This is a genomic window from Terrihabitans soli, from assembly GCF_014191545.1.
In the GTDB taxonomy this organism is placed as follows: domain Bacteria; phylum Pseudomonadota; class Alphaproteobacteria; order Rhizobiales; family Methylopilaceae; genus Flaviflagellibacter; species Flaviflagellibacter soli.
On record NZ_AP023361.1, the window covers coordinates 1397223 to 1420562 of the forward strand.

The window sequence follows — 23340 nt, forward strand, 5'->3', positions numbered from 1 at the left end:
TGGTCTGCGCGGCGGCCGCCGCGCCATAGGCGGGATGTTTTAGATCGCGTCCGCGCCGGTCTCGCCGGTCCGGATACGAATGACGTCTTCAATGCTGGAGACGAAAATCTTGCCGTCGCCGATGCGGCCCGTCTGGGCTGCTTTGCGAATGGCGTCAATGGCGGCTTCGACCATGTCGTCGCCGAGCACCACTTCGATCTTCACCTTGGGCAGAAAGTCGACGACGTATTCGGCGCCGCGATAGAGTTCGGTGTGGCCCTTCTGGCGTCCGAAGCCCTTGGCTTCAATGACCGTAATGCCTTGTACGCCCACCTGTTGCAGCGCTTCCTTCACTTCGTCGAGCTTGAACGGTTTGATGACGGCCTCGATCTTTTTCATAATTTCCCTGTCTCCTGGTACGCCGGAGCGACCGACCGGCTAAAAGCAGCAATCATGCCAGTGGGTCGGGTGGCCGGAATCCCTTTTACGCTGCAGGCGGCGGGCTTTGAAGGCCGCGGTCGGCCACCGACACTAGCTTAAATCCTATGCGTTTGCCTATTCGATGGGCAGAAAAATGAACAAAAGCTTGGCCCCCATGCTTGCGGATTGAGCAGTGTACCCCGGCGGGAAACGCATTGCGCCTGCGCGCAGGGGGTGGTTTCCTCGCTTTATGCGCGTCCTGCGTCTCGATCACCTCGTTCTGACGGTGGCCTCGATTCCGGCAACCTCCGCCTTTTATGCAGGCCTCGGATTTCAGCCGGTGACCTTCGGCGATGGGCGCACGGCGCTCGCTTTCGGCGACCAGAAGATCAATCTCCATGAGCTTGAGGGGCCCTATCACCCGAAAGCGGCGCGGCCGACGCTCGGGGCGGCCGATCTCTGCTTCATCGTCCGCAGTCTGGAGGAGACGGCCGAGAAGATCGCGGCCTCCGGTATTGCAGTCGAGGAGGGGCCTGTCGCCCGCACCGGCGCCATCGGCCCCATCACCTCCATCTATGTCCGGGACCCGGACGGCAATCTCATCGAGTTTTCGGAATATCAGGCGTGATCGAGCTTCTGACCCGCGGTGAAATGGCAACGGTCGATGAGGTGTCGATCGCAGGCGGCGTGCCGGGCATCGACCGGATCGAGATGGCGGGATCGGCGGTCGCCGATCTTGCAGCTTCGATGTGTCCGTCGCCGGGGCCGGTGCTCGTGATCTGCGGCCGCGGTAATAATGGCGGCGACGGCTATGTGGCGGCGCGGCTGTTATCCGAGCGCGGCTATGAGGTGCGCCTTGCCGCCCTAGGCGGTGATCTCAGGGGCGATGCCGCAGAGGCGCGCAATCGCTGGAAGGGCGAGGTGCGCAGCTTCGATCAGGCGCTTCTTATCGGCTGCGGCCTCATCATCGACGCGCTCTACGGCGCCGGTCTGTCGCGGGATGTCGAGGGCGAGGCGAAAGCCGTCATCGAAGCCGTCAACGCCTTCGAGAAACCGGTGCTCGCCGTCGACATTCCATCCGGCGTCGACGGAGATAACGGACTTGTGCGCGGCGCCGCCATCCGGGCGGCTGCCACCATCACCTTCTTCCGTTACAAGCCCGGCCATGTGCTGCTGCCCGGCCGCGCGCTCTGCGGTGAAAAACATCTCGCGCCCATCGGCATTTCGGATGCGCTGCTGGAAAAGATGATGACCAGGGCGTTTTTGAACCGCCGCGCGCTGTGGGACGCGTTTTTCCCGCGCCCGGATGGCACCAGCCATAAATATACGCGCGGCCATGCGCTCATCGCGGCCGGTTCGGAAATGACGGGCGCTGCGCGCCTTGCCGCCCGCGCGGCCCTCAGAAGCGGTGCAGGCGTCGTCACGCTCGCCGCAAATCCCGATGTTCTGTCCATCTATCAGACGGCGCTCGAAGCGGTGATCGTTCGCCCGATGGCGGGGCCTGAGGAGTTTTCAAATCTGCTGGAGGACGAGCGCCGCAACGCGCTTCTCGTCGGGCCGGGCGCCGGCATCGGCAATCCGACGCGCGATCTCGTGCGAACGGCGCTGGCATCAAAACGCGCGACCGTGCTCGATGCGGATGCGCTGACGAGTTTCGAGACGCAGCCGCGTGCTCTGTTCACGGCCATCCGGGAAAACGCCGCGCCGGTCGTACTGACGCCGCATGAGGGCGAGTTCAAGCGCCTGTTCGGGCAGATCCATCAATCGGTGCCGTCAAAGCTCGAGCGCGCCCGCGAAGCGGCGAAGCTATCTGGCGCCATCATCGTCTTTAAGGGCGCCGATACGGTGATTGCCGCGCCCGACGGACGCGCGGCGATTTCCGACAATGCGCCGCCCTGGCTTGCAACCGCGGGCGCGGGCGATGTTCTTGCCGGAATCGTGCTCGGACTTCTTGCGCAGTCCATGCCCGGTTTTGAGGCCGCCTGCGCCGCTGTGTGGATGCATGGCGAAGCGGCGCGCCATGTCGGGCCGGGATTGATCGCCGAGGATTTGCCGGAAGCCCTGATGCCGGTTCTGCGCGAACTCTACGGCGTCTGATCAGGCAACGTCGATGATCGCGCGCGTCGGTGCGCCATTGCCTTCCAGCGGAATGAGATCGAGCGCAAAGCGGCCCGGCGCATCCGGCACGAACGCAAAGCGTTGCGTCTCGTCGGGCGGCAGAAGAATGCTGTCGTTCCACCACGGCTTCCAGCCGTCATCCATCGCATCGAGGAGGCGCGCGCTGTGCCCTTCCAGAAGCAGCGCGTGCGGCGTTGTATTGTTCTCGAAGGTGACGATGACGCTCGCGCCGCGTTTGACGCTCATATCCGGCGGCGCCTCAAGCGGCTTCCAGGTGAAGCGTTCGGCGCGCTGGAACGGCATTTCCTTCGGCAGGCCGCGATTGTCGGGAAGTTGCTTTGCCAGAAAACGATCGCCCATTTTGTCGCCGGCGATGGCGATCGAGACCAGCACATGCGCCGGATCGAAATGATCGACGAGCTCAAGTTTCGTGCCGCTCGCGTTCGGCGCGTCGATCAGAAGATCGGCGCGGCCGAGAGGGCCGACAACCAGCGCTCCGTCGAACGGCGGAAAGGGTTCGCAGGGCTGGCCGTCGAGCGCAACGATCTGCGCCTCTTTCGGCACGCGCAGCGCGCCGAGGCCTTCCTGCGCGAGATTGACGACGCGAAGACGTATGCGCTCACCCGGGCGCGCCGTCGCCTCGAGGCCCGGCGATCCGTTCACGGTGACGATGCGCAAGGCTCCCGACGTCTCGTCCGCGCCGGGCACGGTGAAAGCATTCAAAGCGAGGATGATTTCGCTGTCGGCGATGCGCGGCTGCTCAGCACGCACGATCAGGGGGCCGGCGAGAAGAATGGTCTGCGTGATGTTCAGACCGCCTTCGCTGCCGGCGCGATAAACGAAACTGCCGGCATCGGGCGGGGTGATGGTGATGTCGCGCGTCTCGCCGGGTTTGATCGCCTCGATCGCGCCTTCAACCGCTTTGCCGCGCAGGCCCTGCGGCCGGAAATGAAATTCGAAATCGAGCCTGTTTTCGATCTTCAGCGCAAAGGGCTTGCCCTGTTCGATTTCGATCAAGGGCCCCGCGCTCAAAGTGTTGAAGGCCGGCGTTGAGAGCGTTGCCTGTCCTAGGGGAAGGTCGGCTTTTTCCGCGCGCAGAACGAGCGGCGCCTGTGCGTGTGCCGGACGCGCCGCATAAAGTGCAGCCGCACCGAGAACGAAACCACGGCGGGTGAGGGCAGGCGAAAAAGTCATGGTTGGGATCATATCAGGCCGGAAGGATAAAGCTTTCGTCACGCGGCAAGGCAGAATTCTTGCTAGTGTCGCCTGAGGTTAGGGGGAAGTTCGATGTCCAAGACGATTGTGCTGATCCATGGCGCCTGGCTCACGGGCCTGGCTTGGGAGAAATTCAAGAGCCGTTTCGAAGCCAAGGGCTACGCCGTTCATGCGCCGTCTTGGCCCTATGACGAGCGGCCGGTTGAAGAGCTGCAGAAATCTTCCGATCCGCGTCTTGCCAAGCTGACGGTCGCCGAGATCGTCGACCATTATGAAGCCTTCATCAAAACCCTGCCTGAGAACCCGATCATCATGGGGCACTCCTTCGGCGGCCTGATCACCCAGCTTCTGCTGCAGCGCAATCTCGGCGCGGCGGGTGTTGCGATCTCGCCCGGTGCGCCGCGCTGGATTCTCGTCGCTCCGCGGACGCTGATTTCGGCGCTGCCGGTGTTCACTGCGTGGAACGGCTGGAAGCGCGTTCTGACGATGAGTTTCGATGCGTTCTGCACCAATTTCGCCAACAAGCTGCCGGCCTCCGAACAGCGCGCCGCCTATGAGCGCTACATCGTGCCGACGCCGGGCCGCATCTATTATGACGGCGCGCTCGGCATCGGTACGGGCGTTGACTGGAAGAACCCCAATCGTGCGCCGCTTCTGCTGACGGCCGCGGAGTTCGACCGCATCGTTGCGATCTCGATGGTGAAGCAGAACTTCCGGGCGCAGTCGAAGAACCCGAACAAAACCGATTATCATTTCTTCGAAGGGCGTTCGCACTTCCTGTGCGGCGAACCCGGCTGGGAAGAGGTGGCGGATACCTGCCTCTCCTGGGCGGAAGCTAACCTTCGGAAGGGCTAGCCGCAGGCGGCATTCTGTGCTGCGGTTAAGGCTGGAGGCTATCGACATGGCAACGCGCGGATTTTTCGGGCGGCAGCAGGACCCGGCTCTCGCCAATCGCATCCCGCCGGGACAGGCGCTGACGAAGGATTTCCCGGTTTTATCGGCCGGGCCGACGCCGCGGATTGAGACCGTGCAATGGAAGTTCACGCTCAAGATCGGTCCCAAGCCCGTGAAGGTCTGGGGCTGGGACCAGTTTCACGAACTACCGCAGACGAAGCTGACGCGCGACATCCATTGCGTGACCACCTGGTCGAAACTCGATACCGCCTGGCAGGGCGTTCTGATCGACGACATCCTCGCCGATGCCGGCGTCGAGCCGCCGACGGGCTATACGCTCGCCCATTCCTATGACGGCTATTCCACCAATGTACCGACGGCCGATCTCATCGCCGGCAAGGCGATGATCGCGACGCTCTACGAGGGCAAGCCGCTTCCGCCCGATCATGGCGGGCCGGCACGGCTTCTCGTGCCGCATCTTTATTTCTGGAAGTCGGCGAAATGGGTGAACGCGCTGCAGTTCACCGAAAAGGACGAGCTCGGCTTCTGGGAACTGCGCGGCTATCACGCCTATGGCGATCCCTGGCGCGAACAACGCTACACGGGCGATCCATAGTGAACGCAGCGCCTCCGCTGCGCTGGCAGACCGCGACGATCGAAAAGATCGTTCCGCAGACGCCGCGCGTCTCTTCCTTCTTTCTGAAACTGTCCGAGCCTTTCACGACGAAAGCGGGACAGCATGTCGATGTGCGTCTGACCGCGCCCGACGGCTATCAGGCGCAGCGCGGCTATTCGATGGCGCAGGCGCCCGAAAGCGGGCCGGACCGGATCGAACTCTGCATCGAAGAACTCGAAGGCGGCGAAGTCTCGCCCTTCTTCCACATGGTCGCGGCGGCGGGCGATGAGATCGAACTGCGCGGTCCGCTCGGCGGGCATTTCATCTGGAGGATCGACGATCCCGGTCCGATCCTGTTGATCGGCGGCGGTTCGGGCATCGTGCCGCTGATGTCCATGGCGCGGCACCGTGCGGCGTCCGGCGTGCCTGTTCCGATGGCGATGCTCTATTCGGCGCGCAATTGGAGCGAGGTCATCTTTCGCGACGAGCTTCTTGAGTTGAACGGAAAGCGCGACGGGTTCGACTGCGTCTTCACGCTGACGCGCGATGTCGAAAAACGCGACGGCGTTCATGCGCGGCGGATCGATAGCGCGATGGTGATGGAGACACTTATGAGGCTGCCCGCACTGCCGGCGCACGTCTATATCTGCGGTTCGAACGCGTTTGTCGGCGCGGCGTCCGGCGCGGTGATGGCGGCGGGCGTTGCGGAAGGGGCGATCCGCACCGAACGCTACGGCGGCTGATTACTTTTTCTCACGCTCCAGCAGCGTCTTCTTGCGCTGAACGCCCCAGCGATAGCCAGTGAGCGCGCCCGTGATCCCCACAACGCGGTGGCACGGCACGGCAAGCGAGACGTGATTTGCGCCGCAGGCGGTGCCGACCGCGCGCACCGCATCGGGCTTGCCGATTTTCTTTGCGATCTCGCCATAGGTGCGCGTCTCGCCGGGCGGAATCTCGCGCAGCGCATTCCAGACGCGCTGCTGGAAGGCGGTGCCCTGCAGATCGAGCGGCAGGTCGAGCGCGCTGTTCGGCTTTTCCGCAAAGGCCACGACTTTGGCGACGACGTCCTTGAAGTCTGCGCCGCCGGCCGAAATGTTTGCTTTCGGGAAACGCCGTTTCAGTTCGGTCACCATCGCGTCGGCATCGTCGTCAAGGAAGATCGCGCAGACGCCGCGTTCGGTCTGCGCAACGAGGATCTTGCCGAGCGATGAATTGCCCATCGCATAGCGGATCTCGGTGTTAATGCCGCCGGAGCGGTATTCGGTCGGTTTCATGCCGAGCACCCTGTCTGAAGTCTCATAGAAGCGGCTCGCCGAGCCATAGCCGGCGCCATAAATGGCATCGGTGACGCTTGCGCCCTGTGTCAGCCCTTCGCGCAAACGTTTTGCCCGATGCGCCAGTGCGTAATTACGCGGCGTGACGCCGGTTGCCGCCTTGAACAGGCGATGGAAATGATAGGGGCTGAAGCCCGCTTTTTTCGCCAGCGCATCGAGATCCGGAATGTCGTCGGCGCTTTCGATCAGCCGGCACATCTGCGCGATGATCTCGCTGTTCTGCTGCCAGCTTTCCGGCCGTTCCGGGCGGCAGCGTTTGCAGGCGCGAAAGCCCGCGGCCTCGGCGCTTTTGGCGCTGGCAAAGAATCGGACGTTTTCGGGCTTCGGTCGCCGCGCCGGGCAGGAGGGCCGGCAATAGATCCCCGTGGAGGCGACCGAAAAGAAGAAGCTCCCGTCCGCGCTCCGGTCGCGGGCAATGACGCTCTGCCAGCGCGGGTCCTGATCTGCGGGGAGGGCGGACGTGATGTTCATAGGGCGGATGTAGTCCTTCGGACCAAGGATCGCACTCCGCTCCTTGCTTTCAAACTGGCGGCTCATATCTCAGCGCGATCTTCCCCGAGGAAAGAACCTTATGCCCATCGCCATCTACGACGCTTCCGTGCCGGCCTTCATCCGCGCCCTCGAAAATCTCGACGCCATTCTCGTGAAGGGCGAGGAGTTTGCGAAGGAGAAGGGGATCGACGGCACCGAGCTGGTCGAGACACGGCTGGTCGAGGACATGGACCCGCTGCGCAGCCAGATCCAGCGGGCGAGCGATGCGGCCAAAGGGGCAGGCGCCCGCCTGACCGGGACCGAGATTCCGGGCTTTCCGGACGACGAGAAGACCCTGCCGGAACTGCGCCAGCGGATCGCCAAGACCGTCTCTTATTTAAAGGACCTCGATCCGAAGGCCTTTGAGGGCGCGGAAGGCAGGACGGTCACCCTGAATACCCGCCGGACCTCCTATGAACTGTCCGGTCAGGACTATTTTCAGAAATTTGCTTTGCCGAACTTCTATTTCCACGTCACCACGGCCTACGCGATCCTGCGCCATAAGGGCGTCCAGATCGGCAAGATGGACTATCTGGGCGATGTCGGGGGCTCCAAAAAGGGGGCTTGAGAACCCATTTTTCGGGTGCGAAGCGGCTAGCCCATGCTATAGACGCCCCGCTCCCCCACCAGGGGGGCGGCGCCCGGCGCGGGCGTGGCGGAACTGGTAGACGCGCTGGATTTAGGTTCCAGTGGCGAAAGTCGTGGGGGTTCGAGTCCCTCCGCCCGCACCACCCGGCCCATCGTTGAGATTTCAAAGACGCGCGATCCGCTTGGCGGATCCGCCTGATCCGGAAGAAAAAAGCTATGCAGGTCACAGAAACCCTCTCCGAGGGCCTGAAGCGCGAATATCGCATCACCGTCCCCGCCAAGGATCTGGATGGACGCATCGCGAACCGCCTTGAAGAGATCAAGACCAAGGTCAAGATCAACGGTTTCCGTCCGGGCAAGGTGCCGGCCGCGCATCTGAAGCGCGTCTACGGCCGCTCGGTGTTCGGCGAGATTCTGCAGGAGCTGATGACGGAGGCGAACCGCAAGATCGTCGACGACAATAAAGTGAAGCTCGCGATGCAGCCGAAAGTGTCGCTGCCGGAAGAAGAGAGCGAAGTCGAGAAGGTCGTCGAGGGCAAGGCCGACCTGACCTATACGGTCGCGGTCGAAGTTCTGCCGGAGATCAAGATCGGCGACCTCAAGAGCCTGTCGGTCGAAAAGCCGGTTGCCGACATTCAGGACGATGAGGTCAATGAGACGCTGACGCGCCTTGCTACCCAGAACGCCACCTATGAGCCCAAGGACGGCAAGGCCGAACTGAAGGACAAGGTGACCATCGATTTCGTCGGCTCGATCGACGGCGTCGAATTCGACGGCGGCAAGGGCGAGGACCATCCGCTCATTCTCGGCTCGGGCCAGTTCATCCCGGGCTTCGAGGAACAGCTCGTCGGCGTCAAAGCCGGCGACAAGAAGGATGTGAAGGTCGGTTTCCCGGCCGATTACCGCGCGACCGATCTTGCCGGGAAGGATGCCGTCTTCGCCGTGACGGTGAAGGAAGTCGCCGGGGCGAACAATGCCGCGATCGACGATGAACTCGCCAAGAAGCTCGGCATGGAGAGTGTCGACAAGCTGAAAGAGGCGGTGAAGGACCAGATCGGCTCGGGCTACAAACAGGCCTCGCGCCAGCGCCTGAAGCGCTCGCTGCTCGATGCGCTGGACGCAACCCACAAGTTTGACCTGCCGCCGACCCTGGTCGAACAGGAATTCGCCCAGATCTGGTCGCAGGTGGAAAAGGAACTTGCGAGCGGCGGCGACAAGGTTCGCGAGGGCAAGACCGACGACCAGCTCAAGGCCGAATACCGCACGATTTCAGAACGTCGTGTACGACTCGGGCTGCTCCTTGCAGAGATCGGGGAGAAGAACGATATCCAGGTCACGAACGACGAGGTGACCAAAGCCGTCGTCGATCGTGCCCGCCAATTCCCCGGCCAGGAACAAATGGTTTGGGAATTCTATCAGAAGAACCCGGAAGCGCTGGCTGAACTCCGCGCGCCGATCTTCGAAGAGAAAGTGGTCGATTACATCGTCGAACTCGCCAAGGTCACCGAGAAGAAGGTCACCAAGGAAGAACTGTTCGCCGATCCCGACGACGATAAGGCGGCCTAAGGGCCGCAGGAGCTGAGAAGAAGATGGAACGTAGTCCGCTTGAAACCTACATGAATCTGGTGCCGATGGTCGTCGAGCAGACGAGCCGCGGCGAGCGTGCGTTCGACATTTTCTCGCGCCTTCTGAAAGAGCGCATCATCTTCCTGACGGGTCCCGTCGAAGACGGCATGTCCTCGCTGGTTGTGGCGCAGCTGCTGTTCCTTGAAGCGGACAATCCCAACAAGGAAATCTCGATGTACATCAACTCGCCGGGCGGGGTGGTGACGTCGGGTCTCGCGATCTACGACACGATGCAATACATCCGGCCGAAAGTGTCGACGCTGTGCGTCGGCCAGGCGGCCTCGATGGGCTCGCTGCTTCTGACGGCGGGCGAGAAGGGTATGCGCTTTGCGACGCCGAACGCCCGCGTGATGGTCCACCAGCCGTCGGGCGGTTTCCGCGGCCAGGCCTCGGACATCGAGCGCCATGCCGAAGACATCGTGAAGTTGAAGCGCCGCTTGAACGAGATCTACGTCAAGCACACCGGCCAGCCCTACGAGAAGATCGAAACCACGCTCGACCGCGACCATTTCATGTCGGCGGATCAGGCGAAGGATTTCGGAATCATTGACCAGGTCCTCGAAACCCGTCCTTTGGACGGAGAGGGCGCTGCGAAAATCCAGGCCGCCTGATAGGGACCTGTTAAGGACCTGCGACCTCTGGGCGCACAGCGCCCGAGGTATGCCGGGCGAAAACTGTGTCTGGCGCGCTACTTGCAGCCACAGTCGGTAACCCTACCCCGGGTCCACGGGTTGATCTAACCCGTCTTCACATGGTCACATTCGGGGTGAGTCCTAGGGACGGGCCAGGGGTTCATTCGGCAGCGGCATCCGGGGATACGGGGATACCGCTACACACATTGTTAGGCTGACGGTTTTAGGCTTCTTGAGTCTTGGCTCTCGAAGCCGGGGCCGAACGGCAAGGAAAGTAGGACAATGAGCAAGGCCGGCAGCGACTCGAAGAACACGCTCTACTGCTCGTTCTGCGGCAAGAGCCAACACGAGGTTCGCAAGCTAATTGCGGGCCCGACGGTGTTCATCTGCGATGAATGCGTCGAGCTCTGCATGGACATCATCCGCGAGGAGAACAAATCCTCGCTCGTGAAGTCGCGCGACGGCGTTCCGACGCCGAAGGAAATCCGCAAGGTCCTCGATGACTATGTCATCGGTCAGGATCAGGCGAAGAAGGTCCTGTCGGTCGCGGTGCACAATCACTACAAGCGCCTCAACCACGCGACGAAGCACAACGACGTCGAACTGGCCAAATCCAACATCCTGCTCGTCGGTCCGACGGGTTCGGGCAAGACGCTGCTTGCGCAGACGCTCGCCCGCATCCTCGACGTTCCGTTCACGATGGCGGATGCAACGACGCTCACCGAAGCCGGCTATGTCGGCGAAGACGTCGAGAACATCATTCTGAAGCTGCTGCAGTCGGCCGACTACAATGTCGAGCGCGCGCAGCGCGGCATCGTCTACATCGACGAAATCGACAAGATCTCGCGCAAGTCCGACAATCCGTCGATCACGCGCGACGTGTCGGGCGAGGGCGTGCAGCAGGCTCTGCTCAAGATCATGGAAGGCACTGTCGCCTCCGTGCCTCCGCAGGGCGGCCGCAAGCATCCGCAGCAGGAATTCCTGCAGGTCGATACGACGAACATCCTCTTCATCTGCGGCGGCGCGTTCGCCGGCCTTGAGCGCATCATCTCGGCGCGCGGCAAAGGCACCTCGATCGGCTTCGGCGCGAAGGTCTCCGCTCCGGAAGATCGCCGCACCGGCGAAGTGTTCCGCGAAGTCGAGCCGGAAGATCTTCTGAAGTTCGGCCTCATTCCCGAATTCGTCGGCCGTCTGCCGGTGATCGCAACGCTCGAAGATCTCGACGAGAGCGCGCTCAAGAAGATTCTGCTCGAGCCGAAGAATGCGCTCGTCAAACAGTATCAGCGTCTGTTCGAAATGGAGGGCGTCGAGCTCTCCATGCAGGACGAGGCTCTTGGCGCCATCGCCCGCAAGGCGATCCAGCGCAAGACCGGCGCGCGCGGCCTGCGTTCGATCCTCGAAGCGATTCTGCTCGATACGATGTACGACCTGCCGGGCCTTGAAGGCGTCGACGAGATCGTCATTTCCGATGAGGTCGTCGAGGGCAAGGCCAAGCCGCTCTACGTATATTCCGATACGGGTTCGGATAAGTCCGAGGCCAGCGCCTGATGCATGCAGAACCGGCCCGCCATAGCCGGTTCCTTAGGCTACCCCGTAACGGGTTTGCCTATCTTGAAAGCGTTGCGTCCGGGGACCACCTTATTCCCCAGTTGTTTGACCGTCCCGGTATCCCCGGGACGGCCTCCCGCCACATGCGATCCCGTGCGCGCTTAATCACGCAGACCGATCGTGCCGCTGGCAATCGGCGCCGTGCCTTCGGGGCGGCGTCCGGAAAGGAAGTATGATGAGCAATCCCAAGGTCCGCACGCCTCTGGCCGGTGAAAGCGACGTTTATCCCGTCCTGCCGCTGCGCGACATTGTTGTGTTCCCGCATATGATCGTGCCGCTCTTCGTAGGGCGCGAGAAGTCGATCCGCGCTCTTGAGGCGGTGATGAAGCAGGACAAACCGATCCTGCTGGCAACGCAGCTCAACCCGGCCGATGACGATCCGGCGCCGGAAGCGATCTACAAGATCGGCACGCTGGCGACCGTGCTGCAGCTTCTGAAGCTTCCCGACGGCACCGTGAAGGTGCTGGTCGAGGGCCTCGGCCGCGCGCGCGTCAAGAACTACAACGGCCGTGAAGATTTCTACGAGGCGGAAGCCGAAACGCTCGACGACGCGCAAGCGGAAGGCGTCGAGACGGCGGCGCTTGCCCGCTCGGTCGTCAACGAGTTCGAGAGCTATGTGAAGCTCAACAAGAAGATCGCGTCCGAAGTCGTGACCGCAGTCACGCAGATCGAGGACGCGTCGAAACTTGCCGACTCGATCGCTTCGCATCTGTCGGTGAAGATTCCCGAGAAGCAGGCGATCCTCGAACTGCTCAACGTCGTTGAGCGTCTTGAGCGCGTGCTTGGTCTCATGGAAAGCGAAATCTCCGTTCTCCAGGTCGAGAAGCGCATCCGTACGCGCGTCAAGCGCCAGATGGAGAAGACGCAGCGCGAGTATTATCTCAACGAGCAGATGAAGGCGATCCAGAAGGAGCTCGGCGACGGCGAAGAAGGCCGCGACGACACCGCCGAACTCGAAGAGAAGATCAAGACGACCAAGCTGTCGAAGGAAGCCCGCGAAAAGGCGACCAACGAGCTGAAGAAGCTGAAGCAGATGTCGCCGATGTCGGCGGAAGCGACGGTCGTGCGCAACTATCTCGACTGGCTGCTCGGCATTCCGTGGGGCGTCAAATCGAAGGTCCGCAAAGACCTCTCGTTCGCCGAAGACGTGCTGAACAGCGATCACTTCGGCCTCGACAAGGTCAAGGAGCGCATCGTCGAGTATCTCGCGGTGCAGAGCCGTGTGAACAAGCTCGCGGGCCCGATCCTGTGCCTCGTCGGTCCTCCCGGCGTCGGCAAGACCTCGCTTGCCAAATCGATCGCCAAGGCGACCGGACGTGAATATGTCCGCATGTCGCTCGGCGGCGTGCGCGACGAGGCCGAGATCCGCGGCCATCGCCGGACCTATATCGGCTCCATGCCGGGCAAGGTCGTGCAGTCGATGCGCAAGGCGAAGAAGGCCAATCCGCTCTTCCTGCTCGACGAGATCGACAAGATGGGCATGGATTTCCGCGGCGATCCGGCAGCGGCACTTCTCGAAGTGCTCGATCCGGAGCAGAACTCGACGTTCAACGATCATTACCTCGAAGTCGATTACGACCTCTCGAACGTGATGTTCATCACGACGGCGAACACGCTCAACATCCCGCCGGCCCTGATGGACCGCATGGAGATCATCCGCATCGCCGGTTACACGGAAGATGAGAAGGTCGAAATCGCGCGCCGTCACCTCATTCCGGAGACGCTGAAGAAACACGGCGTCGACAAGAAGGAATGGTCGATCGACGATGAGGCGCTTCGCACCGTCATCCGCCGCTACACCCGCGAGGCGGGCGTGCGCAATCTCGAACGCGAGATGGCAACGCTCATCCGCAAAGCGGTGAAGGAGCTCGTCTCCTCGAAGAAGAAGAGCGTCAAGGTCGAGGCCTCGAACCTCGAAACCTATCTCGGCGTTCCGAAGCATCGTTACGGCGAGGCGGAACTCGAAGATCAGGTCGGCGTCGTGACAGGCCTTGCCTGGACCGAAGTCGGCGGCGAGCTTCTGACGATCGAAGGGCTGATGATGCCGGGCAAGGGCCGCATGACGGTCACCGGCAATCTGCGCGACGTGATGAAGGAATCGATCTCCGCGGCTGCGTCCTATGTGCGGTCGCGTTCGCTCAGCATCGGCGTCAAACCGCCGATCTTCGAGAAGCGCGACATCCACGTTCACGTGCCGGAAGGCGCCACGCCGAAGGACGGTCCGTCCGCCGGTGTTGCGATGGCGACGGCGATCGTGTCGGTGCTCACCGGAATTCCGGTCCATCGCGAAGTTGCGATGACCGGCGAGGTGACGCTGCGCGGCCGCGTGCTGCCGATCGGCGGTCTGAAAGAGAAACTGCTCGCGGCTCTGCGCGGCGGCATCAAGACGGTCTTGATCCCCGAAGAGAACGCGAAGGATCTCGCGGACATTCCGGACAATGTGAAGAGCGGGCTGAACATCATTCCCGTGACGCACATGGACGAAGTGCTCAGGCATGCGCTCGTGCGTCAGCCCGAAGCGATCGAATGGGAAGAAGAAGCTGAGCCGCTTCCGAAGATCGAAGACGGCGAAGTTCCCGGTCTCACTGCGCACTGAAATCAACGCGCAGTTTCGGACGAGTTGAAAAGGCCCGCTTCGCGCGGGCCTTTTTGTTGGCGCGTTCTGTGCTTCGAGCGCAACACAACGCGCAAGGACCGAATCACTTCGTCCGGATTTCCTTGCGTTTGGAAACGTTTCGCGGAAGTTTGCCGGTTTCCGGTGTTGGGGCCGCCGGAGGAATTTCGAATGATGCGGAGGCACAATGAACAAGTCCGATCTGATCGCGGCTGTCGCGGATAAAGCGGGGCTCAGCCGGTCTCAGGCTTCGGCGGCTGTCGAAGCGACGATCGATTCCATTGTCGATCAATTGAAACAGGGCGCCGATGTGCGCCTTGTCGGTTTTGGTACATTCCAGGTGGTGAAGCGGGCGGCGGGCGTCGGCCGCAATCTGCGAACCGGACAGGCGATCAAGATTCCGGCGTCGAAGACGCCGAAGTTTCGCGCCGGCCAGGTGCTGAAGGATGCGATTAACCGCTGAGGCAGGGCTGAGCTTGCGCGGATATAAAATCGCCCATAAAGCTCCCGCAATAACGGATAGGGGCGGTTAGCTCAGCCGGTAGAGCGCCTGCTTTACACGCAGGATGTCGGCGGTTCGATCCCGTCACCGCCCACCAGAGATTAAGGCGCCGGCCGAAAGGCCGGCGTTTCCTTATTCCGGGCCCTACCGCCTTAAGGCCTGGGGTCCGGCGTTTCTTGTCCCAAAGGGGGCCTGTTTCCGTTGACTTGGGGAGGGGCGTGTCGTAGGTCACGGCCCTCTTCGGAGCGGCTTTAGCGGCTCCTCCGGGGGTGTAGCTCAGTTGGTTAGAGCGTCGGCCTGTCACGCCGAAGGTCGCGGGTTCGAGCCCCGTCACTCCCGCCATTTCCTCGCTCCCTGTGCGGCTCCCAATGGACATTTGTCTGTTCTGGATGAGGGGTCCGCTTCGGTCCATCGACCGCCTCTGCGTAAGATCGATGCTGCATGCCGGACATACCGTCCGCCTGTTCAGCTACGGTCCGGTGCCGGATGCGCCCAAGGGCGTCATCCTGGAAGACGCCCGCGACGTTCTTCCCGAAAATCTGCTCTCTCTGGTTGACCGGGGCGTTTGGACGGTCGGCCAGCTCAGCGACTTCTTCCGCGTCATGCTCATGCGGGACGGAAGAGGCATCTGGCTCGATACCGATATCTATCTGTTGAAGCCCTTTATCCCCGATCCCGCAAAGCCGTTCCTCGCCTGGGAGGACGGACACCGTCTCGGTGTTTCGGCGCTCTATTTTCCCCGTGATTGCCCCGTGATCGGCGAGTTCGAACGCCATCTCGAGGACTTTCTGGCCGGGCGCGCGTTGCTGCCGAACTGGCTGGGTTTCCGCCGGCGCGTCTTGAGGCCCCTCTGGTTCAGGGCGCTCGGCAAAGAGCTGACGCCATCGCAGGCCGGCATCACGATCTACGCGAATGACGGCATTACCCGGCTGGCGCAGCGCCATAGCTTCATCGATCAGGCGGCACCGAAGGAGACATTCTACTACTGGAACGGCAAAGCCTGCCTACGCCTCTATGATCCGGCGTTCGGCCGGGAGCTTCTCGATCATCCGGGTGTGATCGGCATTCATTTCGCCCGCAAAAGTTCGGCGCTGGTGGACGCAAAGCCCGCCTCCGGCAGCTTCTACGATTGGGCCGTTTCCCGGCTGGAGACATCCGCCATCTGACGGAACCGTCTTTCGGGCTTATCGTTTCTTCCCCAACGGAGGAACGCGCATGCCGGAAGTCATCTATAGGGTCGTCGAGCACGACGGGGGCTGGGCCTACAAGCTGGGCGACGTCTTCTCCGAGACCTTCCGGACGCACAAGCAGGCGGCGGATGCGGCGCATAGAGCCGCGCGCGAGCAGGAGACGCCGGGCGACACCGCTGTCATCGAGTATCAGGACCGCGAGGGCAATTGGCGGACCGAGACAGCCCGCGGCAGCGACCGGCCGGACGCCGAAGTCGAGGACAAGAGCTAGTCCGCAGCGCGTTTCCCGCCAAACCCGCCTCAATTGACGCCGTCGATCAGCCGATGAGCGAATTCCGCGACGTGTCGCCACATATTGTCGAATTAAGCCGGATTTGGACCTTTTATAATTCCGGTTTGGCTTGTTCGGCGCATGCCGTTGGGCTAGTTCAGGGCCTGCCGATTTGTGCCGCCGCACCCAAGATTTGCAGGCGGTTTTCCAAATAATCGTCACGGCCGCCCGGCCCTCAAGACGCGGAGAATCGGCTAGGAGGGGTGGGGCCCGCAAGGGTCCCAATCGAAGGCGTTGGTCATGAACGCTCTGCTTGCGGACTACTTGCCTCTGGCAATTTTCATCGGCGTCGCTGCCGTTATCGGGATCGTGCTGCTCGTTGCGCCGTTCCTCGTTGCCTATAAAAGCCCCGACGCTGAAAAGCTCTCCGCCTACGAATGCGGCTTCGTCGCCTTCGACGATGCGCGCATGAAGTTCGACGTACGGTTCTACCTCGTCGCCATCCTCTTTATTATCTTCGACCTTGAAGTCGCGTTCCTGTTTCCTTGGGCGGTGGCCTTCCGCGACATCGGTGCCGTCGGCTTCTGGTCGATGATGGTGTTCCTCGGAGTCCTGACCGTGGGCTTCGTCTATGAATGGAAGAAGGGCGCGCTCGAATGGGATTGAGCCAGACTTCCGGCACAGCCGGCGTGCCCGCAGCCGTCGGTCCGTCCGAAGGCCGCGTCATGACGAACGATCCGTTCGTTTCGCAGATCAATGCCGAGCTCGCCGACAAGGGCTTCATCGTCACCTCGACGGAAGACCTCATCACCTGGGCGCGCACCGGCTCCTTGATGTGGATGACCTTCGGTCTTGCGTGCTGCGCGGTCGAAATGATCCATCTGTCCATGCCGCGCTACGACGCCGAGCGCTTCGGCTTTGCGCCGCGCGCCAGCCCGCGCCAGTCGGACTGCATCATCGTCGCCGGCACGCTCTGCAACAAAATGGCTCCGGCTTTCCGCAAGATCTACGATCAGATGCCGGAACCCCGCTACGTCATCTCCATGGGCTCCTGCGCCAATGGCGGCGGCTATTATCACTATTCCTATTCGGTGGTGCGCGGCTGCGATCGCGTCGTGCCGGTCGACGTCTATGTGCCGGGCTGCCCGCCTTCGGCCGAGGCGCTGCTCTACGGCGTGATGCTCCTGCAGAAGAAGATCCGCCGTACCGGCACGATCGAGCGCTGATATGGACGAGAGCCTGAAGGAACTGGGTGAGCACATCGCCGCGAAGCTGCGCGGTAAGGTTACGGCGTGGTCCGTGCCCGCAGGTCAGCTCACCATCGAAGTCGAGGCGCCGGACATTCTGAAAGTCCTGCGTTTCCTGCACGACGATCCGTCGTGCCAGTTCTGGTCCTTTATCGATATCTGCGGCGTCGATTATCCGGAGCGCAAGCGCCGCTTCGATGTCGTCTATCACCTGCTGTCGCCCAAGCAGAACCAGCGCATCCGTATCAAAGTGCAGGCCGACGAGACCACGCAGGTTCCGAGCTGCGTCGAGATCTATCCCGGCGCCAACTGGTATGAGCGCGAAACCTACGATCTTTACGGCGTGCTGTTCTCCGGCCATCCGGACCTGCGCCGCATCCTCACCGATTACGGGTTCGAAGGGCATCCGCTGCGTAAAGACTTCCCGCTGACGGGCTTTGTCGAAGTCCGCTACGACGACGAGCAGAAGCGCGTTGTGTACGAGCCGGTGCGCCTGCCGCAGGAATTCCGCAACTTCGATTTCCTCAGCCCGTGGGAAGGCGGCGACTACCAGCTGCCCGGCGACGAGAAGGCGAAGGCATAAATCATGGCTGAAGCCGATCTCCGTTCCTTCACCATCAATTTCGGTCCGCAGCATCCAGCGGCGCACGGCGTTCTGCGCCTGATCCTCGAGCTTGACGGCGAAATCGTCACGCGCGTCGATCCGCATATCGGCCTGCTGCACCGCGGCACCGAAAAGCTGATCGAGTACAAAACCTATCTCCAGGCGCTGCCTTACTTCGACCGCCTCGATTACGTCTCGCCGATGAACCAGGAGCATGCCTGGTGCCTTGCGATCGAGAAGCTGGTCGGCGTTGAAGTTCCGAAGCGCGGCCAGCTGATCCGCGTTCTCTACGCCGAAATGGGCCGCATCCTCTCGCACATGCTGAACGTCACGACGTTCGCCATGGACGTCGGTGCGCTTACCCCGCCGCTCTGGGGCTTCGAAGAGCGCGAAAAGCTGATGATCTTCTACGAGCGCGCCTGCGGCGCGCGTCTGCATGCGGCCTATTTCCGGCCGGGCGGTGTGCACCAGGATCTGCCGCCGGAACTCATCCAGGACATTTACGACTGGTGCGATCCGTTCCTGAACACGGTGAACGATCTCGATGCGCTTCTGACCGAAAACCGCATCTTCAAGCAGCGCAACGCCGATATCGGCGTCGTCAGCCAGGAAGACGCCTGGAAGCTCGGCTTCTCGGGCGTCATGGTGCGCGGCTCGGGCGCCGCCTGGGATCTGCGCAAGGCGCAGCCCTATGAGTGCTATGACGAACTCGATTTCGACGTCGCCATCGGCAAGCACGGCGATTGCTACGACCGTTATCTCGTCCGCATGGAAGAGATGATCCAGTCGCAGAAGATCATGAAGCAGTGCTGCGAAAAGCTGATGAGCCTCGAAGGCGGCGGTCCGGCGTCTTCGGTGAACAACAAGGTCGTGCCGCCCAAGCGCGGTGAGATGAAGCGCTCGATGGAAGCGCTCATTCATCACTTCAAGCTCTACACCGAAGGCTTCAAGGTTCCCGAAGGCGAGGTCTATGCCGCCGTCGAAGCGCCGAAGGGCGAGTTCGGCGTCTATCTCGTCTCCGACGGCACAAACCGTCCGTACCGCGCCAAGCTGCGCGCGCCGGGCTTTGCCCATCTTGCCGGCATGGATTTCATGAACCGCGGCCATATGCTGGCCGACGTCTCCGCCATTCTCGGCTCGCTCGACATCGTGTTCGGGGAGGTCGACCGCTAATGTCCGTACGCCGTCTCGCCGAAACCCAGCCCGAAAGCTTTGCCTTCACCAAGGCCAATCTCGAATGGGCCAAGGGACAGATCGCCAAATATCCGGAAGGCCGTCAGGCGTCTGCCGTCATCCCGCTTCTGTGGAAGGCGCAGGAACAGCACGATGGCTGGCTGCCGGAACCTGCGATCCGCGTCATCGCCGAAATGCTCGGCATGGCCTATATCCGTGTGCTCGAAGTCGCGACCTTCTACACGATGTTTGCGCTCGAGCCCGTCGGTAAGCACTTCGTGCAGGTGTGCGGCACGACGCCGTGCCTTTTGCGCGGCGCCGACAAGCTGATCCATGTCTGCGAAAAGAAAATCGGTCATCAGCACGAAGTGTCGGCGGACGGCCAGCTCTCCTGGCTTGAGGTCGAGTGCCTCGGCTCATGCTCGAACGCGCCGATGGTGCAGATCAACTACGATTATTTCGAAGACCTGACGCCGGAGAGCTTCGAGAAGCTGCTCGACGATCTTCGTGCCGGCAAGAAGGTGAAACCCGGCCCGCAGGTCGACCGCTCGTGCTCGGCGCCCGTCGGCGGCCCGACGACGCTGCTCGACGCCAGCCTCTATGACGGCTCGGTCGTCGGCTCCTGGAAAAAGGATTTCGAGGCGCGCAAGGCGGCGAAGGCAAAAGAGAAGGAGCTTGCCGCGACGGAGGCTGCAAAGCCGAAGGAAGCGGGCTCCGGCGAGAAGCAGGCGGCCAAGCCGCCGGCGGACAAGACGAAGGGCGGCTAAGATGCTTCACGATCGCGACCGCATCTTCACCAATCTCTACGGCATCCACGATGCCGGCCTCAAAGCTGCAATGAAGCGCGGCTCGTGGGACGGCACCAAGCAGCTCATCGAGATGGGCCGCGACTGGATCATCGACGAAATGAAGGCCTCGGGTCTGCGCGGCCGCGGCGGCGCCGGCTTCCCGACCGGCCTCAAATGGTCGTTCATGCCGAAAAAGTCGGACGGGCGTCCGAGCTATCTCGTCGTTAATGCCGACGAGTCCGAGCCCGGCACGGCCAAAGACCGCGAGATCATGCGCAACGATCCGCAGACCCTGATCGAGGGCTGCCTGATCGCCTCGTTCGCGATGAACGCCAACGCCTGCTACATCTATATCCGCGGCGAATATGTACGCGAGAAGGAAGCGCTGCAGGCGGCGGTCGACGAGGCCTATGCGGCGAACTTGATCGGCCCGAACAACATTCATGGCTGGCCGTTCGATTTGTATGTGCATCACGGTGCCGGCGCCTATATCTGCGGCGAGGAAACCGCGCTGCTCGAAAGCCTCGAAGGCAAAAAGGGCATGCCGCGCCTGAAGCCGCCGTTCCCGGCCAATATGGGCCTCTACGGCGCGCCGACCACCGTCAACAATGTCGAGTCGATTGCCGTGGCGCCGACCATTCTGCGCCGCGGCGCGGCCTGGTTTGCCGCCATCGGCAAGCCGAACAATACCGGCACCAAACTCTTCACGATCTCCGGCCATGTCGAACGGCCGTGCAATGTCGAAGTCGAAATGGGCATCGACTTCCGCGAACTCGTCGAGCGTCATTGCGGCGGCATCCGCGGCGGCTGGGACAATCTCCTGGCGATTATTCCGGGCGGTTCGTCGGTTCCGATGATTCCGGCCGCACAGTGCCAGGAGCTGTCGATGGATTTCGACACGCTGCGCAATCTGAAATCGGGTCTCGGCACGGCGGCCGTCATCGTCATGGACAAGTCGACCGACGTCATCCAGGCGATCGCGCGCCTTGCGCACTTCTACAAGCATGAGAGCTGCGGCCAGTGCACGCCGTGCCGCGAAGGCACCGGCTGGATGTGGCGCGTTCTCACCCGCATGGTCCGCGGCGAAGCGCAAAAGAGGGAGATCGATCTTCTTCTCGAAGTGTCGCTGCAGATCGAAGGTCACACGATCTGTGCGCTGGGCGATGCGGCCGCATGGCCCGTCCAGGGTCTCATCCGCCATTTCCGGCATGAGATCGAAGCGCGCATCGATCAGTTCACGGCGCGGTCGAACGGCGACACCGTTCTTCCGACGGCAGCGGAGTAGGGCGGATGGCGAAGATCATCGTCGACGGCACCGAGCTGGATGTTCCGCCGGAATTCACGCTGCTCCAGGCCGCGGAAGAAGCGGGAGCGGAAATTCCGCGCTTCTGTTTCCATGAACGCCTATCGATTGCCGGCAATTGCCGCATGTGCCTTGTCGAGGTGAAGGGATCGCCCAAGCCCGTCGCGTCCTGCGCGATGGCGGTGAAGGATCTGCGTCCCGGCCCGAACGGTGAGCCGCCGGTCATCGTGACGAAATCGCCTTACGTCAAAAAAGCGCGCGAAGGCGTGATGGAGTTCCTGCTCATCAACCATCCGCTCGATTGCCCGATCTGCGATCAGGGCGGCGAGTGCGATTTGCAGGATCAGTCCATGGCGTATGGCGCGGACGCGTCTCGCTTTGCCGAGAACAAGCGTGCCGTCGAAGACAAATATATCGGCCCGCTCGTCAAGACGACGATGACGCGCTGCATCCAGTGCACGCGCTGCGTCCGCTTTGCGACGGAAGTTGCGGGCGTGCCGGAGCTCGGCGCCATCGGCCGCGGCGAGGACATGGAAATCACGACCTATCTCGAAGGCGCGATGACCTCCGAACTGCAGGGCAACGTCATTGATCTGTGCCCGGTCGGCGCGCTGACCTCGAAGCCCTATGCATTCACGGCGCGTCCATGGGAGCTGTCGAAGACCGAAAGCATCGATGTGATGGATGCGCTCGGCGCCGCCATTCGTGTCGATGCGCGCGGCCGCGAAGTGCTGCGCATCCTGCCGCGTCTCAATGAAGACGTGAACGAGGAATGGATCTCCGACAAAACCCGTTTCGTGTGGGATGGCCTGAAGACCCAGCGTCTCGACCGCCCGTATATCCGCGAGAACGGCAAGCTGCGTCCGGCGACCTGGGGCGAGGCGTTCGACGCCATCGCCAACAAGGTCGAGGCGGCGGAACCGAACAAGATCGGCGCGATCGCCGGCGATCTCGCAACGGCCGAAGAGCTTTTCGCGCTGAAGGATCTGATGACGCGTCTTGGCGTCACCAATATCGATTGCCGTCAGGACGGCGCGGCGCTGAGCCCGCTCGGCGGCCGCTCGAGCTACATCTTCAATCCCGGCATTGCCGGCATCGATCAGGCGGATGCGATCCTCCTCATCGGTTCGAACCCGCGCTTCGAAGCGCCGGTGCTGAACGCCCGCATCCGCAAGGCCTGGCGCCTCAACGGCACCAAGATCGGTGTGATCGGCGAGCAGGCGGATCTCACCTATAAATACGATTATCTCGGCGCGGGCGCCGATACGCTCGGTAAGCTCGCCGATGGCAAATCCGATTTCGCCAAGGTTCTCGAAGAAGCGAAGACCCCGATCGTCATTGTCGGCCAGGGCGCGCTCAAGGGCGAAGCGGGCGGCGATGTGCTGGCGGCGGCCATCGCCCTTGCGCAGAAGTTCGGCGCGCTCAGCGCCGAGTGGAACGGCTTTGCCGTGCTGCACACGGCGGCCTCGCGCGTTGCCGGTCTCGATCTCGGCTTTGTGCCGGGCGACAAAGGTCTCGACGTTGCCGGCATGATCAGTGGCAAGCTCGACGTTCTTTTCCTTCTCGGCGCCGACGAAATCGAAGTGCCGGCCGGTCCCTTCGTCGTTTATCAGGGCACGCATGGCGATAAGGGCGCGCACCGCGCCGACGTCATCCTGCCGGGCGCCGCCTATACCGAAAAGAGCGGCACCTTCGTCAATACCGAAGGCCGCGTTCAGGTCGGCAACCGCGCCGTCTTCCCGCCGGGCGATGCCCGCGACGACTGGGCGATCCTGCGCGCGCTGTCGGACGTGCTCGATGCGCGTCTGCCTTATGACAGCCTGTCGGATCTGCGCCGCGCGCTCTATACCGCGCATCCGCATTTTGCCGCCGTCGACCGCGTGCTTGCGGGCGATGCCGGGGCTCTCGGCAGACTTGCCTCGGCCAAAGCCAAGCTGCCGGCCGGCCTGTCGTTCAAATCGAGCGTCGAGAGCTTCTACTTCTCCAATCCGATCGCCCGCGCTTCGGCGCTGATGGCTGAATGCGCCCAGATCGCATCCGGCCGTCTGGAGGCCGCAGAATGAGTTTCGCCGAACACTGGGACGCCT

Annotated in this window: 23 protein-coding genes and 3 tRNA genes; 23 read left to right on the forward strand and 3 right to left on the reverse strand. The window is 62.3% G+C overall.

Annotation, left to right across the window (positions count from 1 at the left end; genetic code table 11):
• Positions 1–39: 39 nt before the first annotated feature.
• Positions 40–378 (reverse strand): P-II family nitrogen regulator, encoded by a 339-nt coding sequence (locus IZ6_RS07325; protein WP_222877336.1) that lies wholly within the window; start codon positions 376–378, stop codon positions 40–42.
• 271 nt (positions 379–649) lie between these two features.
• Between IZ6_RS07325 and IZ6_RS07330 the strand changes: the two genes are divergently transcribed.
• Entirely contained in the window at positions 650–1027 is a 378-nt protein-coding gene (locus IZ6_RS07330) for a VOC family protein (RefSeq protein ID WP_222877337.1), read from the forward strand.
• On the forward strand, positions 1027–2496 hold the full coding sequence (locus tag IZ6_RS07335) for an NAD(P)H-hydrate dehydratase (RefSeq protein ID WP_222877569.1): 1470 nt from the start codon (positions 1027–1029) through the stop codon (positions 2494–2496). The genes IZ6_RS07330 and IZ6_RS07335 overlap by 1 nt, the downstream gene beginning before the upstream one ends.
• On the opposite strand, the gene IZ6_RS07340 is transcribed toward IZ6_RS07335, so the two are convergent.
• Complete coding sequence (locus IZ6_RS07340; protein WP_222877338.1) at positions 2497–3711, reverse strand: multicopper oxidase family protein; 1215 nt, start codon at positions 3709–3711, stop codon at positions 2497–2499.
• Between the two features lie 93 nt (positions 3712–3804).
• Here IZ6_RS07340 and IZ6_RS07345 point away from each other — a divergent pair, with 93 nt between their 5' ends.
• From IZ6_RS07345 to IZ6_RS07355, 3 genes are read left to right on the forward strand one after another with little or no spacing between them, the layout of a single operon-like run.
• Positions 3805–4587 (forward strand): alpha/beta hydrolase, encoded by a 783-nt coding sequence (locus tag IZ6_RS07345; protein WP_222877339.1) that lies wholly within the window; start codon positions 3805–3807, stop codon positions 4585–4587.
• A gap of 46 nt (positions 4588–4633) precedes the next feature.
• The gene (locus IZ6_RS07350) at positions 4634–5242 is read left to right on the forward strand and encodes a sulfite oxidase-like oxidoreductase (protein ID WP_222877340.1); all 609 of its coding nucleotides are present in this window, start codon (positions 4634–4636) and stop codon (positions 5240–5242) included.
• A complete protein-coding gene (locus tag IZ6_RS07355) occupies positions 5239–5985 on the forward strand; it encodes a ferredoxin reductase (RefSeq protein WP_420825580.1) in 747 nt (248 codons plus the stop codon). Before IZ6_RS07350 ends, IZ6_RS07355 begins: the two co-directional genes overlap by 4 nt.
• Here IZ6_RS07355 and ada read toward each other — a convergent pair whose 3' ends face one another.
• A complete protein-coding gene (gene ada / locus IZ6_RS07360; protein WP_275943667.1) occupies positions 5986–7113 on the reverse strand; it encodes a bifunctional DNA-binding transcriptional regulator/O6-methylguanine-DNA methyltransferase Ada in 1128 nt (375 codons plus the stop codon).
• 34 nt (positions 7114–7147) lie between these two features.
• Here ada and IZ6_RS07365 point away from each other — a divergent pair, with 34 nt between their 5' ends.
• The 18 genes from IZ6_RS07365 (at position 7148) to nuoG (ending at position 23316) form a co-directional block, all read left to right on the forward strand.
• Positions 7148–7675 carry a DUF1993 domain-containing protein gene (locus IZ6_RS07365; RefSeq protein WP_222877342.1) on the forward strand — a complete coding sequence of 176 codons (528 nt, stop codon included), beginning with the start codon at positions 7148–7150 and terminating at the stop codon, positions 7673–7675.
• Positions 7676–7753: 78 nt separating this feature from the next.
• Positions 7754–7838: transfer RNA gene (locus tag IZ6_RS07370), tRNA-Leu, on the forward strand.
• A gap of 73 nt (positions 7839–7911) precedes the next feature.
• A complete protein-coding gene (gene tig, locus IZ6_RS07375; RefSeq protein WP_222877343.1) occupies positions 7912–9261 on the forward strand; it encodes a trigger factor in 1350 nt (449 codons plus the stop codon).
• A 23-nt stretch (positions 9262–9284) separates the two neighbouring features.
• Entirely contained in the window at positions 9285–9932 is a 648-nt protein-coding gene (gene clpP / locus IZ6_RS07380; RefSeq protein WP_222877344.1) for an ATP-dependent Clp endopeptidase proteolytic subunit ClpP, read from the forward strand.
• Positions 9933–10235: 303 nt separating this feature from the next.
• Positions 10236–11501: an ATP-dependent Clp protease ATP-binding subunit ClpX gene (gene clpX, locus IZ6_RS07385; RefSeq protein WP_222877345.1), complete on the forward strand. Its 1266-nt coding sequence runs from the start codon at positions 10236–10238 to the stop codon at positions 11499–11501.
• Positions 11502–11736: 235 nt separating this feature from the next.
• Positions 11737–14157 (forward strand): endopeptidase La, encoded by a 2421-nt coding sequence (gene lon / locus IZ6_RS07390; RefSeq protein WP_222877571.1) that lies wholly within the window; start codon positions 11737–11739, stop codon positions 14155–14157.
• Positions 14158–14362: 205 nt separating this feature from the next.
• Positions 14363–14638, forward strand: a complete 276-nt coding sequence (locus tag IZ6_RS07395; RefSeq protein ID WP_222877346.1) for an HU family DNA-binding protein — start codon at positions 14363–14365, stop codon at positions 14636–14638.
• A gap of 60 nt (positions 14639–14698) precedes the next feature.
• Positions 14699–14774, forward strand: a tRNA-Val gene (locus IZ6_RS07400).
• Between the two features lie 168 nt (positions 14775–14942).
• Positions 14943–15019, forward strand: a tRNA-Asp gene (locus tag IZ6_RS07405).
• A 26-nt stretch (positions 15020–15045) separates the two neighbouring features.
• Positions 15046–15843, forward strand: coding sequence for a capsular polysaccharide synthesis protein (locus tag IZ6_RS07410; protein ID WP_222877347.1), 798 nt, complete (start codon positions 15046–15048; stop codon positions 15841–15843).
• A 49-nt stretch (positions 15844–15892) separates the two neighbouring features.
• Positions 15893–16138: a DUF2188 domain-containing protein gene (locus IZ6_RS07415; RefSeq protein ID WP_222877348.1), complete on the forward strand. Its 246-nt coding sequence runs from the start codon at positions 15893–15895 to the stop codon at positions 16136–16138.
• Between the two features lie 300 nt (positions 16139–16438).
• A complete protein-coding gene (locus IZ6_RS07420) occupies positions 16439–16804 on the forward strand; it encodes an NADH-quinone oxidoreductase subunit A (RefSeq protein ID WP_222877349.1) in 366 nt (121 codons plus the stop codon).
• Entirely contained in the window at positions 16795–17364 is a 570-nt protein-coding gene (locus IZ6_RS07425; protein ID WP_222877350.1) for a NuoB/complex I 20 kDa subunit family protein, read from the forward strand. The genes IZ6_RS07420 and IZ6_RS07425 overlap by 10 nt, the downstream gene beginning before the upstream one ends.
• A 1-nt stretch (position 17365) precedes the next feature.
• On the forward strand, positions 17366–17968 hold the full coding sequence (locus IZ6_RS07430) for an NADH-quinone oxidoreductase subunit C (RefSeq protein WP_222877351.1): 603 nt from the start codon (positions 17366–17368) through the stop codon (positions 17966–17968).
• A 3-nt stretch (positions 17969–17971) separates the two neighbouring features.
• Entirely contained in the window at positions 17972–19162 is a 1191-nt protein-coding gene (locus IZ6_RS07435) for an NADH-quinone oxidoreductase subunit D (RefSeq protein WP_222877352.1), read from the forward strand.
• Positions 19162–19929 carry an NADH-quinone oxidoreductase subunit NuoE gene (nuoE, locus tag IZ6_RS07440; protein ID WP_222877353.1) on the forward strand — a complete coding sequence of 256 codons (768 nt, stop codon included), beginning with the start codon at positions 19162–19164 and terminating at the stop codon, positions 19927–19929. The genes IZ6_RS07435 and nuoE overlap by 1 nt, the downstream gene beginning before the upstream one ends.
• 1 nt (position 19930) lies before the next feature.
• Positions 19931–21235: an NADH-quinone oxidoreductase subunit NuoF gene (gene nuoF, locus IZ6_RS07445; protein WP_222877354.1), complete on the forward strand. Its 1305-nt coding sequence runs from the start codon at positions 19931–19933 to the stop codon at positions 21233–21235.
• Positions 21236–21240: 5 nt separating this feature from the next.
• Positions 21241–23316, forward strand: coding sequence for an NADH-quinone oxidoreductase subunit NuoG (nuoG, locus tag IZ6_RS07450; RefSeq protein ID WP_222877355.1), 2076 nt, complete (start codon positions 21241–21243; stop codon positions 23314–23316).
• Positions 23317–23340 lie beyond the last annotated feature (24 nt).

Bases quoted from the DNA above. Each gene is read 5' to 3' on its own strand.
- clpP (WP_222877344.1), top strand. From the start codon at position 9,285: ATGGAACGTAGTCCGCTTGAAACCTACATGAATCTGGTGCCGATGGTC.
- nuoG (WP_222877355.1), top strand. From the start codon at position 21,241: ATGGCGAAGATCATCGTCGACGGCACCGAGCTGGATGTTCCGCCGGAA.
- tig (WP_222877343.1), top strand. From the start codon at position 7,912: ATGCAGGTCACAGAAACCCTCTCCGAGGGCCTGAAGCGCGAATATCGC.
- IZ6_RS07415 (WP_222877348.1), top strand. From the start codon at position 15,893: ATGCCGGAAGTCATCTATAGGGTCGTCGAGCACGACGGGGGCTGGGCC.
- IZ6_RS07410 (WP_222877347.1), top strand. From the start codon at position 15,046: ATGGACATTTGTCTGTTCTGGATGAGGGGTCCGCTTCGGTCCATCGAC.
- ada (WP_275943667.1), bottom strand. From the start codon at position 7,113: ATGAGCCGCCAGTTTGAAAGCAAGGAGCGGAGTGCGATCCTTGGTCCG.
- lon (WP_222877571.1), top strand. From the start codon at position 11,737: ATGAGCAATCCCAAGGTCCGCACGCCTCTGGCCGGTGAAAGCGACGTT.
- IZ6_RS07365 (WP_222877342.1), top strand. From the start codon at position 7,148: ATGCCCATCGCCATCTACGACGCTTCCGTGCCGGCCTTCATCCGCGCC.
- nuoF (WP_222877354.1), top strand. From the start codon at position 19,931: ATGCTTCACGATCGCGACCGCATCTTCACCAATCTCTACGGCATCCAC.
- IZ6_RS07420 (WP_222877349.1), top strand. From the start codon at position 16,439: ATGAACGCTCTGCTTGCGGACTACTTGCCTCTGGCAATTTTCATCGGC.
- IZ6_RS07330 (WP_222877337.1), top strand. From the start codon at position 650: ATGCGCGTCCTGCGTCTCGATCACCTCGTTCTGACGGTGGCCTCGATT.
- IZ6_RS07345 (WP_222877339.1), top strand. From the start codon at position 3,805: ATGTCCAAGACGATTGTGCTGATCCATGGCGCCTGGCTCACGGGCCTG.
- clpX (WP_222877345.1), top strand. From the start codon at position 10,236: ATGAGCAAGGCCGGCAGCGACTCGAAGAACACGCTCTACTGCTCGTTC.
- IZ6_RS07395 (WP_222877346.1), top strand. From the start codon at position 14,363: ATGAACAAGTCCGATCTGATCGCGGCTGTCGCGGATAAAGCGGGGCTC.
- IZ6_RS07340 (WP_222877338.1), bottom strand. From the start codon at position 3,711: ATGACTTTTTCGCCTGCCCTCACCCGCCGTGGTTTCGTTCTCGGTGCG.
- IZ6_RS07325 (WP_222877336.1), bottom strand. From the start codon at position 378: ATGAAAAAGATCGAGGCCGTCATCAAACCGTTCAAGCTCGACGAAGTG.
- IZ6_RS07350 (WP_222877340.1), top strand. From the start codon at position 4,634: ATGGCAACGCGCGGATTTTTCGGGCGGCAGCAGGACCCGGCTCTCGCC.
- IZ6_RS07435 (WP_222877352.1), top strand. From the start codon at position 17,972: ATGGCTGAAGCCGATCTCCGTTCCTTCACCATCAATTTCGGTCCGCAG.
- IZ6_RS07430 (WP_222877351.1), top strand. From the start codon at position 17,366: ATGGACGAGAGCCTGAAGGAACTGGGTGAGCACATCGCCGCGAAGCTG.
- nuoE (WP_222877353.1), top strand. From the start codon at position 19,162: ATGTCCGTACGCCGTCTCGCCGAAACCCAGCCCGAAAGCTTTGCCTTC.
- IZ6_RS07425 (WP_222877350.1), top strand. From the start codon at position 16,795: ATGGGATTGAGCCAGACTTCCGGCACAGCCGGCGTGCCCGCAGCCGTC.